We start from the raw sequence: 11,178 nt of genomic DNA on the forward strand, positions 1-11,178 counted from the left end.
CACTTGCCCACTATCAACCGGAGCGGGCTCGACGAGATAAGGAGATGTCCACGGTGCCAACGGGAGTGGCCATGCGCGACGTGCGCGCGCAGCTGTTCGACGCCGCCGAGCGCATCCTGCTTCGGGACGGCCCGAGCGCGCTGACCAGCCGGGCGGTCACCACGGAGGCGGACTGCGCGAAGGGCGTGCTGCATCGGCACTTCGCCGACTTCGACGATTTCCTGGCCGAGTTGGTGCACGACCGCATCGAGCGGCTCGAACACCAAGCCGCCGCACTGCGGCTGTCCGCGGGAACCGGAACCGTCGTCGGCAACCTCAGCGACGCGCTGACGGATCTGTTCGGCACGGTCGCGGTGGCCATCGTCAGCCTGGTCACCTTCCGCGACGAGTTGCGCGCGCGGCTGCGGCGGATCCGGCCGACCGGTGTTCCGCTCCTGGCGGAGGCGACGACGATGATCGCGACCTACCTCGAGGACGAGCGCGAGCGGGGACGCGTCGCCGCGACGGCCGACGTGGAAGTCCTGGCGCCCACCCTGATCGGGGCCGGGCACCTGCTCTTCGCCGACCGCAAAGGCGTCGCGCCGCAACCCGAGGCCGTCACCAAGGTGGTGACCACGGTCATCGCCGGGGTGTTGACGGACTAGACGGGCGCGGCCTCGAGGATATTGTCCGGCGAGACGGTGGGGATCACCCGGAGCAGCTCGAAACCGAAGCGCGCCAAAAACTTCCGGTACTCCGCCGCGGTGCGTTCACGGCCGCCGGTGTGCACCAGCATCTCCAGATCGATGAACTTGCCGGGGTGCGGCCGGGCGTGTTCCGGGACGACGAGTTCGATGATCAGCAGGCGCGCATCGGGTTTCATCGCCGCGCGCACGGCCGTGAGGATGCGGCCCGCCTCGTCCTCCGGCCAGTCGTGCAGGATGTGTTTGAGGATGTAGGCGTCGCCGCCGCGCGGAACCGCGGCGAAGAAGGAACCGTGCTCGATCGCGCAGCGGTCCGCGAGCCCGAGCTCGGCCAGCCGGTCGGCCGCCGACTCGGCCACCTCCGGCAGCTCGAACAGCACCGCCTTGGATCGCGGTGCGCGGCAGAGGATCTCGGCGAGCAGCGTGCCCTCGCCGCCGCCGACGTCGACGAGGGTTTCGTAGCGGGCGAAATCGTAGGCCGCGAGCAGCGGGGCGAGTCCGAGGCCGCCGATGCTGGTCATCGCGTTGTCGAACAGCGTGCCGAGCGCCCGGTCGGCCCGCGTGTGCTCGAAGAACGACATGCCGTGCAGCGCCTCGCCGACCGGTCTGCCGGTGCGGACCGCGTCGACCAGGTGTGACCAGTTGTCCCGATGGATCGAGGAGCCGAAGAACAGCGCCGCGTCGCGCAGCGAGACCGCCTCGTCGCGGCGCAGCGTGCGGGCCATCGGCGTGAGCGCGTACCGGCCGTCCCGGCGCCTGGTGAAGATGCCGTGGCCGATGAGCAGGCGCAGCAGGCGATGCAGCGCGTCCTCGTCGGCGCCGACCGTGCGTGCCAGCTCGGCCCCGCTGCGCGGCCCGTCGGCGAGCGCGTCCGCGACGCCGAGTTCGGCGGCGGCGTGGATCGCCTGCGTCAGCCACCCCGCGGCGAGCAACTCCATGACGGCGAGCTGGCCGGGCACCAGTCTGCGATAGGCAATTGCGAGACCGTTGCGCAGCAACTCGACTACGCGAACCAATCCCGGCGGCGGCATTCTTGGGTGGTCGGATGCCACGGGGCGACTCCCATCCGTCGACGGCCGGCGATCTGCGCCTCCCAGCAGGGTACGGTGCCGCACCGCCGCGCGGTCGAACCGCCGGGTCAGAAGCGCCAGCGGGTCGCGCCGCCCGGCTCGACCGTGCCGAGCGCCATCGCCGTGGTCGCGGTGATGCGGTAGACGTGCCAGGGCGGCGGGCCCGCGGACGGCGCGCTGTACTCGGCGGTGAGCGCCTGCCCGGTCTCGTCGGGCCGCGCGGGCCAGCCGTCGGCGGCGTAGCGCGCGGCGATCTCGGCCACGGCCGCGGGATCGGTGACCTGTGCGGCCGTGCCGTCGACGGTGAGGTCGAAGTCGTGCATCGCGATGCTGAGGGTGCAGCGCGGGTCGCGGGCGAGGTTGCGGCCCTTGCGGCTTCGCGCGCCGGTGGTGAACCAGAACGCGCCGTGCAGCCACAGCGCGCCGAGCGCGGTCACATGCGGGCTGCCGTCGGGGTTGAGCGTGCTCAACCAATAGGTGTGCCGATTCGGGCCGCCGGTGTCGGGGGCCTGCGGGATATTGGCGTCGAGGGTCGACTCGATGGCCGCCCACTCGAGTTCGGGCAATGAGTACAGGTCGGCGAGGTTTTGGGTGTCCATACTGTGCTGACGATACGGAGACGGAGAACTCATCGCTCGTGACGCGCTCATGGCCGTTCGCGCAGGACCACCGGCAGGCGGGACGGTGCCGCGACGAAATCCCGATTCGACGGCCGCACCCGATAGCCGGGGTCGGCGACCGGTTCCCAGCGCGCGAAGAGGGCGGCGGTGGCGAGGGTGATCGTCATCAGCGCGAAGTTGTTGCCCGGGCAGTGCCGCAGGCCGACCCCGAACGGCAGGATGGCCTTCTTGTCGATCTCCTCGACGCGGCCGGGGAACCAGCGGTCGGGGTCGAAGGTCTCCGGGTCCGGGTAGTAGTGCGGGTTGTGGTGGATCATGTACGGGCTGAACACCACCATCGCGCCGTCGGGCAGGGTAGTGCCGCCCACCGTGACGGGGCCGTCCGCGGTGTGCGTGCTGACCCACGGCCCCCAGAACCGCAGCGTCTCCAGCACGATCAGCCGCAGATACGGCAGCCGCGCCACATGATCCGGGGTGACGGGCGCGTCGCCGACGAAATCGGCCAGCTCCCTGCGCAATTCGGCGGCGATGTCGGGATCGCGCATGATCTCGTGCCACACCCAGCCGAGGATGGACGCGGTCGAGCCGACGCCGGCCGCCAGCATGAGCAGCAGTTCGTCGATGATCTCCTCGTCCGAGAGTTGGATGCCGGTCTCCGGATCGCGGTGGCGCACCAGCGCGGAGAGCACGTCGTGGAAATCACGGTCGGCGCGGCGGTATGCGGCGACCACGGCGCCGATCTCGGCGCGCAGCCGACGGGACTTGGCGGTGAACCGGCGATTGGCCACCACGCGCAGGCGGCGCACCGGCGGCGGCAGCGCCGCGCGCTGGATCACCTGACCGAGCAGCCACGGAATGTTCTGCCGGACTTCGCGTTTGGCGTCCGCGCCGAACTCCGCGGTGAACAGGGTCGAGGAGATGGTGTCGAGGACGAGCCGATGCGCCTCGTCGACCAGATTCAGTCGCTGGTCCGCGCGTAGTGAGTTCGACCAGTCGTTCGCGAGATCCGCGGCGACGACGGCATATTCGTTCAACCGGCGCTGCCGCAGTGCGGGCGCGATCATCCGGCGGCGCAGCTCGTGCGGCTTGCCGCTGAGCACGTTGGACGCGCCGCGAATGACCTCCTGGATCGCCTCGCGCAGCTCCTCCCGGTGAAAGTCGCCCGCCTCACCGAAACTCACCTCGCGGATGAGCTCCGGCGTGGTGAGCACGTAGGCCGGTCGTGGTCCGAGATAGATCCGGACGATCGGGCCGACCTCGGCCAGCGACGTGACGAACTTCAGTCCGTCGCGCAGCGCGACCACGCTGTGGCCGAGCAGGGGTAGTCGCCCCGGCGCGGTGGGTACATTCGGGACAGGCTGTGACATAGCGGATTTCGGGCCTTCGGTCACGTCGGTGTAGATCGCGAGGATGTCCTCGGTGAGCCGCGACTGCCGCGCGGCGTCGGCGTGCTCGGCGAGGACCTTGCGCATCGACGCCAATTGTTCCGGACGAGCGGCGAGTTCGCGCAGCGAGTCGGCGATGGCCGCCGCGGACGGGTCGCTCGTGCGCACCCCGCCGCCCTCGGGCACGGTCTCCGCCAGGTCCGGGTCGCAGTAGACGACGGGCAGCCGCATCGCCACCGCCTCCAGCAGGGCCATGCCCTGGGTGTCGAAACCCGAAGAGGGGAAGAGCAATACGTCGTGCGTGGTCATCGCGGCGAGGCACTGAGCTTGGCTGACCCCGCCGTGCAGCCGGACGCGGTCGCGCAGTCCGTTCGTCCCGATCGCCGCCTGGGCCTGCTCGTACAGGTCTCCAGTGCCGTAGATGTCGAACGTGCAGTCGGGTACGCGCCGCACCGCCTCGACGGCCTCCAGTAGGCGCTTTTCGCCGGACAGCCTGGCGCACCACAGGATTCGCAGCGGGCCGGTACTCGGCTCGGTCGTCGGTTCGGGCGCGCTGTCCAGCAGTTCGTCGTCGATCCCATTGGAGATCACCCGAAGAGGCCGATCGAGTCCGTGCGCCAGAATGCGCTCGGCGAAGTGCCGCGTCGGTACGATCACCGAGTCGGCGGCCTGCGCCTGCGCGACCATCGTGCGCCAGGCGTGCCGCGCCGCCCGCGACTCGTCGTTGCGCGGCATGGGTGCGCGGTGAGAGACGAAGCGGCCGTGCAGGACCCGCATCGTGAGCGCGGACAGATACGGGACGGGAGAGGTGTTGGCGATGAACACGTCGTCGCGACTGTGCACGGTGTGCACCACGGGCAGGCCGTGACGCCGCGCCGCGCGCAGGCCGGAAATGGCCACGCCGTAGGTGGTCTGCGTATGTACGACGTCGATGGGCCCGCGCTCGGCGAAGGCCGCGTCGATCAGCCGGTTGTTCGCCGGAGTCGGCAAGACCATGGCGAAACCGTTGACCATGACCCCGCCGAGCGCGGAAAGAACCACGGTGTCGCGGTCGAATTCGGTAGATTCCGGCGTGGGCGCGGTGAAGACGGTCACGCGGTGGCCGAGCCGTTCGAGCCCGCGGCGCTGGGCCTGGACCGAGGTCTGGATCCCGCCGAGGGTCGCGGGGTGGAAGTCCGTGAACAGCGCGACGTGCATGCCGACCACGGTACGGACTCGCGCGGCGCTGGCATGCTGGAAGATCGACGAGTCGCCCACGCGGCGTGACGAGTGCGGGGCGGCCCGCCGAGTACAGGAGCTGGCATGAGAGTGGCGATTCCGCTGACAGGCACCCGCGGCGACGTGCAGCCCGCGGTGGCGCTGGGGCTCGAGCTGCGCAGGCGCGGCCACGACGTGCTGCTCGGCGCGCCGCCGAACCTGGTCGACTTCGCCGCCCGCACCGGCCTGTCCGCCGTCAGCTGCGGGCCGGATGTGCAGCAGCTCTACTCCTCCGACGAGGGCCAGCAGGCGCTGGCCGCCGGGAGCAGCTTCCGGCTGATGCAACTGGTCGGCAAGCAGATGGCCGACTACGCCGAGCGGATGAACCGCGAGGTGATCGACGTCTGCGCGGACGCGGACATCATCGTGGCGACCATGCTGACCGAGGATCGCGTCGCGTCCGTCGCCGAGGCGATGCGGGTGCCGATGGTCTCGCTGCACGGGTTCCCGTGCCGGAAGAACTCCGCGTACCCGTTCCCCGGCGCGCTGCCCCCGGCGTGGCGCCCGCCGGGCGTGGTCAACCAGGCCACCTGGCTGCTCGCCGAGAACCTGCGCCGCGTCGTGTTCATGCGCTACCTCAATCAGCTGCGCAAGGAACTCGGCCTGCCGCGCTCGACCGCGAGCCCCGCCGCCGTGCTCGATCGAAAAGGCGTGCCGGAGGTGCAGATCTACGACCCGGCCCTGGTGCCCGGCCTGGCCGAGGAGTGGGGCGAGCGCAGGCCGCTGGTCGGCTTCCTCCCGCTGGAACGCACCGCGCGCGAGGCGCTCGGCGAGCTGGCCGCCGACCACGGCGAGGTGATCGCCTGGATCGCCGAGGGCGAGCCGCCGGTGTATTTCGGCTTCGGCAGCATGCCCATTCGCGACACCCACGCCGTGCTCGCGCTCGTCGAGCAGGTGTGCGAGGAGCTGGGCATCCGCGGCCTGGTGAGCGCGGGCTGGAGCGATCTGGGAGACGCGCAGACCAGCGCGCGGGTCAAGGTCGTCGGCCCCGTCGCCCACGACATCGTCTTCCCGGTCTGCGCCGCCGCGGTCCACCACGGCGGCATCGGCACCACCTTCGAGAGCCTGCGGGCCGGCCTGCCCACGCTGGTCTGCTCGGTGTCGTTCGATCAGCCCATGTGGGGCGCGCAGGTCGAACGCCTCGGCGTCGGCGCGCATCTCGGCTTCCGCAAGCTCGACCGCGCTCGGCTGGCTGCGGGGGTGCGGAAACTGCTGGAGCAGGGGACAATTCAGCGGGCGAAAGCCCTTGCGGGAGAGCTGCACTCGCATTCGGACGCGACGACGCGGACGGCGGACATCGTCGAGGCGGCCGCCGGGTGAGTACACGCCGCATCCGCGGCATGAGCGGACCGGCGACGGCGTGCGCCGACACCGTGGTGATGTTCCGGCGCGCGGTACGGCACACGCTGCGCAGCCGCGACACCCTGCTGATCTCGCTACTGCTGCCGGTGCTGATCATGCTGCTGTTCGTTTACGTGTTCGGCGGCGCGATCCAGGTGGAGGGTCCGTACATCGACTACGTCATCCCCGGAATCATCCTGCTGTGCACCGGTTTCGGCGCATCGATCACCGCGACCGCCGTCGCGACCGACCTGCGCACCGGCGCGGTGGACCGATTCCGCACCTTGCCGATCTACCGCCAGGCCTTGCTGGCCGGTCACGTAGGGGAGGGCGTCGCACGCAACATGATCGCCGTCGCCCTCGTGCTGCTCGTCGGTGTGTTGCTGGGATTCCACCCGCGCGCAAGCCTTCTCGCCTGGCTCGGTGCCCTCGCGATCATCGCGCTCTTCGTCCACGCGATCACCTGGATAGCCGTCGCCCTGGGCCTGCTAGCCCAAAACCCGGAGGCTGCAGGCGGTTTCACCTACGCCATCATGTTCATTCCCTACATCAGCAGCGCCTTCGTACCCACCGCATCCATGCCGACCTGGCTACGCGGCTTCGCCGACCACCAACCGGCGACACCGGTGATCGACACCCTCCGCGACCTGTTCACCGGCGCGGACGCGGGTTCCGGCGCGTCGGCGGTGCTGTGGTCGGTCGGCCTCGCTGCGGTCGGATATGTCTGCGCCGCGGTACTTTTCGCGCGCCGCGCCCGCTAGGAGTGGGATTCCGGCCGGGACTCGGTGCGGGCGCGTTCGCGCTCGGCGGCGGTGGCGAGGTAGTCGCCGAGTTCCTTGCGGAGGGTGACGTCGAGGGAGCGGGCGAGGGTGGAGTGCACGGAGGCCACGGCCAGCTCGCGCATCTTGCTCAACATCGTTGTGGTGTCGGCGATCTCGCTGCTGGTGTCGGGCAGCCAGCCGGGGCCGTGCTCGTCGATGATGTGCTGCTTGGCGGCGGTGATCATGATGTGGGTGATGTCGTCGATGCGGTCGGCGACCTTGGCGTAGATCTCGATCAGGGTGCGCAGCTCCAGGCCGTACTCGTGCAGTTCGGCGAACGAGGTGAGCAGCTGGGTGTCGGTGAACACCACGGTGTCGCCCTCGAGCCGGACGAGTTTCATCTCGCCCAGCCGGTCGACCAGCTCGTCGGCCTCCGCGCCGAGAATGGTGCCGATGAGCTCGCGCGGAATCTCGAACGTCTCGTCCTTGGCCCAGGACGCGGTGACCGCGTGCTGCAAGCCGAGCACCTCGGTGAGGTCCTTGCCGGTCTCCCAGCTGGTGATGAAGTCGCCGATGTGCGCGGTGGTGAAGCCGCGCTGCAGCAGCGCGTCGATCAGCCGCAGCCGCTCGAGGTGTGAGTTGTCATAGATGCTGGCCCGCCCGTCCTTGCCGACGGGCGGGGGCAGCAGCCCGCGTTCCTGGTAGGCGCGCACATTGCGGGTGGTGGTGCCCGCGGCGCGCGCGAGATCATCGATCCGGTACTCCAACGACTCCACCTCCTCGCCCACCGTGGCGCCGGGTCGCCGGCGGCCGAACAGCACGGTCATCGTTCAATCGCGGCGTGCACGGTGCCGCTGCGGGGCACGCCGCTGTGATCGACCGAGTCTATCGCCAAGGCCGCCGGCCTCCGTCATCTAGGAAACCGCCGCGATCCGTGCCCTGCGCGCGTTCCGTTCCGCCGCGACGACCGTGTAGTCGGCGAGGTCGACCGTGCGCAGCTGGTTCACGTACTGCGTGGCGAACCCCGGGTACATGGTCGCGTTGAATCCGTCCTCGGTGAGATACCAGCTGCGGCAGCCCGAGTTCCAGGTGGTGGCGGTCAGCCTGCGCTGCATGCCCGCGTTGTAGCGATCCTGTCGCTCCTTGCGGACGTCGAGGACGCGCAGATCCTGCTCCAGGATGGTGCCGATCGCGCTCACCAGGTAGTCGATCTGCGCCTCCATGTACACCAGCGCCGAGTTGTGGCCCGGCCCGGAGTTCGGCCCGAAGGTGAGGAACAGATTCGGGTAGCCCGACACGGCCACGCTCTTGTAGGCGTACGCGCCGCGCGACCACTCCTCGGCGAGCACCCGCCCGTCCCGGCCGGTCACCGGGATCGGCGTGCCGGTCTTGGACACGTCGAAGCCCGTCGCGAAGACGATGCAATCCACCTGGTGCTCAACGCCTTCCGCGGTGCGGATGCCGCGCTCGGACAGCGTGGCGATGGGCCAGGTGATCAGCTTGCAGTTGTCGCGCTGCAGGGCCGGGTAGTAGTCGTCGGTCATCAGCAGCCGCTTGCACCCGGCCCGGAAGTCCGGGGTGAGCTGGCGCCGCAGCCACGGATCCTTGACCTGCCTGCGCAATTGGGCCCGCCCGACCAGCTCGACCACCCTGGTCAGCGGCGTGTTCCAGACGACGCCGAGCGCGACCGACTCGTGCCCGTAGAACCAGGCCTGCCGCGCCAGCTGCTCGGCGGCGGGCACCCTGCGGTAGAGCTCCTTGGTCACCGGGTTGGTGCGCCGGTTGACCCGGGGCAGCACCCAGCCGGGCGTGCGCTGAAAGACCTTGACCGAGGCGGCCTGATCGACCAGCTTCGGGATGATCTGCACCGCGCTCGCGCCGGTGCCGACGACCGCGACCTTCTTCCCGGTGAAGTCGTAGTCGTGATCCCAACGGGCACTGTGGATCTTGTGCCCGGCGTACTCGGCTATGCCTCGCATGTCGGGAAAGCTCGCGTTGGCCAGCGGCCCGGAGGCGAGCACGACGGCCCTGGCCCGCACGGTCTCCCGGCCGTCGATCGTGATCTCCCACTGACCGGCGTCCTCGTCGAAGACGATGCCGCTCACGTTGTGTTCGAACCGGAAGTGCGGCCCGAGCCCGAACTCCGCCGCCATCGCCTCGATATAGCCGAGGATCTCGTCGCTGCCCGAGTAGGTGTGCGACCAGTCCGGGTTCGGCGCGAAGCTGTAGGAGTACAGCCGCGACGGAATGTCGCACGCCGCACCGGGATAGGTGTTGTCGCGCCAGGTGCCGCCGATCGCGTCGCCGCGTTCGAAGATGGCGAACCCGTCGATGCCCTTCTGTTTCAAGCGAATAGCCGCGCCGATGCCGGCGAACCCGCCGCCGATGATGGCGACGTCGAGTGTCGTGTCGTTCATCTGCCTCACGCCGCCGGCTCGTAGGTGACTTCCTTGACCCAGGTCGGGTCCCTGCGCAGCAACGCCTTCGGCACCCTGGCGGTGATCTTCACCAGCGCGTCCGCGAACAGGTGGTACGGGTGGTTGCGGTCGATCACCCAGCCGCCGTGCATCTTCACGATCTGATACATCGGCAGCCTGCGCGCGAACTCGCTGCGCTCACCGACATTGGCGTAGCGCTTGAGCGCCGAGTACAGCTTCTGCTCGTCGACGCCCATCTCGACGATGTTGTCGCGCATCTTGTTCAGCAGCGGCACGTAGCTCAGCACGCCGATGAGCAGCGACGGCTTCATCCAGCCGCCGACCAGATCGATGGCGAGCTTGCGCACGTGCGAGTGCCCGAGCAGATCCATCACCGCGAAATCGACGGCCAGGTGCCGGGATTCGTCGTTGTTGATCTTCTTGAACGCGTCCTGGCAGACCGGGTCCTCGATCTCGTCCATGATGAACTTGACCAGCGCGCCGTCCAGCGCGACCTCGAGCATCGGGATCACGGTGCCGAGGAACGACAGCGACATGTCGTCGGCGTAGCGGTCCAGGAAGTCGATCACGAGCTTGACGTTCACGTTCGGCTGCGGCATCTCGTCGCCGTCGAGCATGCCCCAGCGCCGCATGAGCGCCAGCTCGGCGTTGGCGTGGCGCTGCTCCTCGGCGTGGAAGTAGCGGTAGATCTCGCGCAGCGTCTCGGTCGGCGCCTTCTTCGCCATGGCGGCGAAGCCGCGCGCGCCCACGTTCTCGATCCACATCAGATTCGCCATGAACGGCTTGAGCTTGGCGTGCAGCTCCGGCGAGATCGTCTCGGCGCCCGGTGCGTCCCAGTCGATGTCGGCCAGCGCCCACTGCCGGTCCTTGATCTTGGCGAGCATGTCGTCGAAGTCCATCGTGATGGCCATGTCAGACTCCTGTCTTGTCGATGACCGTCGAGCGGTCGGTGGCGGGGGAGTTGTCCTGGGGCAGAACCCGATCCAGGAGGCCGAGGACATAGGTGTACTGAGCGGGAAGGTAACGCTTTAGCCGCCAGACGACGTGGGCGTCCAGCTGCGGCAGCACATACAGCTGCCCGCGATCGTGGGCGTCGAGGGTGTCGCGGGCGACGTGCTCGGGCGAGAACCCCGTCCAGCGCATGAGGGTGTCGGCCAGCCGCGCGGACTGCTGGGTGATCCGGCCGTCGCGCGCCACATTGGTTTTCACGAACGTCGGGCACAGCACGGTGACCGCCACGCCGGTGCCGCTGAGCTCGGCCGCCATCGTCTCCGACAGCGACATCACGCCCGCCTTGGACACGTTGTAGACGGCCATCGACGGCGCGGCGGCGAACCCGGCCGCCGAGGCGACGTTGATGATCCCGCCGCGGCGCGCGGCGCGCAGCTGCGGCGTGAACACCTCGCAGCCGTGCACCACGCCCCACAGGTTGATGCCGAGCGCCCACTCCCAGTCCGCGAAACCGACCTGGCCGACGCGCTTTCCGCCGATGCCGACCCCGGCGTTGTTGATGACCAGGCTGACCGGGCGGTCGAACAGCGAATCCGCGAAGCGCGCAAGGTTTCCACGTCCTCGCGCACGGCCACGTCGCAGCGGAACGCGTGCGCGGTGCCGGGGTGCTTG

9 protein-coding genes and 1 pseudogene are annotated in these 11,178 nt (G+C 69.5%); 3 read left to right on the forward strand and 7 right to left on the reverse strand.

What is annotated here, in order from left to right:
* Positions 1-44 precede the first annotated feature (44 nt).
* A complete protein-coding gene (locus ON39_RS08780) occupies positions 45-644 on the forward strand; it encodes a TetR/AcrR family transcriptional regulator (RefSeq protein WP_051186424.1) in 600 nt (199 codons plus the stop codon).
* Here the strand turns inward: ON39_RS08780 and ON39_RS08785 are convergent.
* The 3 genes from ON39_RS08785 to ON39_RS08795 all read right to left on the reverse strand — a co-directional run bounded on the left by ON39_RS08785 (position 641) and on the right by ON39_RS08795 (position 4,955).
* A complete protein-coding gene (locus ON39_RS08785) occupies positions 641-1,735 on the reverse strand; it encodes a methyltransferase (protein WP_246003057.1) in 1,095 nt (364 codons plus the stop codon). The two genes, ON39_RS08780 and ON39_RS08785, sit on opposite strands and share 4 nt — an antisense overlap.
* Before the next feature lie 86 nt (positions 1,736-1,821).
* The gene (locus tag ON39_RS08790; protein WP_040732828.1) at positions 1,822-2,352 is read right to left on the reverse strand and encodes a pyridoxamine 5'-phosphate oxidase family protein; all 531 of its coding nucleotides are present in this window, start codon (positions 2,350-2,352) and stop codon (positions 1,822-1,824) included.
* Between the two features lie 47 nt (positions 2,353-2,399).
* On the reverse strand, positions 2,400-4,955 hold the full coding sequence (locus tag ON39_RS08795) for a cytochrome P450 (RefSeq protein WP_040732838.1): 2,556 nt from the start codon (positions 4,953-4,955) through the stop codon (positions 2,400-2,402).
* A 105-nt stretch (positions 4,956-5,060) separates the two neighbouring features.
* On the opposite strand from ON39_RS08795, the gene ON39_RS08800 reads away from it, so the two are divergent.
* Both ON39_RS08800 and ON39_RS08805 read left to right on the forward strand, forming a co-directional pair.
* Complete coding sequence (locus ON39_RS08800; RefSeq protein ID WP_040732829.1) at positions 5,061-6,335, forward strand: glycosyltransferase; 1,275 nt, start codon at positions 5,061-5,063, stop codon at positions 6,333-6,335.
* A gap of 20 nt (positions 6,336-6,355) precedes the next feature.
* A complete protein-coding gene (locus tag ON39_RS08805) occupies positions 6,356-7,117 on the forward strand; it encodes an ABC transporter permease (protein WP_040732839.1) in 762 nt (253 codons plus the stop codon).
* Here ON39_RS08805 and ON39_RS08810 read toward each other — a convergent pair.
* The 4 genes and pseudogenes from ON39_RS08810 to ON39_RS08825 all read right to left on the reverse strand — a co-directional run.
* On the reverse strand, positions 7,114-7,944 hold the full coding sequence (locus ON39_RS08810; protein ID WP_246003058.1) for a MerR family transcriptional regulator: 831 nt from the start codon (positions 7,942-7,944) through the stop codon (positions 7,114-7,116). The two genes, ON39_RS08805 and ON39_RS08810, sit on opposite strands and share 4 nt — an antisense overlap.
* Positions 7,945-8,031: 87 nt before the next feature.
* Positions 8,032-9,534, reverse strand: coding sequence for a flavin-containing monooxygenase (locus ON39_RS08815; RefSeq protein WP_040732830.1), 1,503 nt, complete (start codon positions 9,532-9,534; stop codon positions 8,032-8,034).
* Positions 9,535-9,539: 5 nt separating this feature from the next.
* Positions 9,540-10,460, reverse strand: coding sequence for a hypothetical protein (locus ON39_RS08820; RefSeq protein ID WP_040732841.1), 921 nt, complete (start codon positions 10,458-10,460; stop codon positions 9,540-9,542).
* A 7-nt stretch (positions 10,461-10,467) separates the two neighbouring features.
* Positions 10,468-11,178: pseudogene (locus ON39_RS08825) on the reverse strand (SDR family NAD(P)-dependent oxidoreductase); the annotation flags it as partial.

The organism is Nocardia tenerifensis NBRC 101015 (assembly GCF_000308715.1).
Taxonomy (GTDB): Bacteria; Actinomycetota; Actinomycetes; order Mycobacteriales; family Mycobacteriaceae; genus Nocardia; species Nocardia tenerifensis.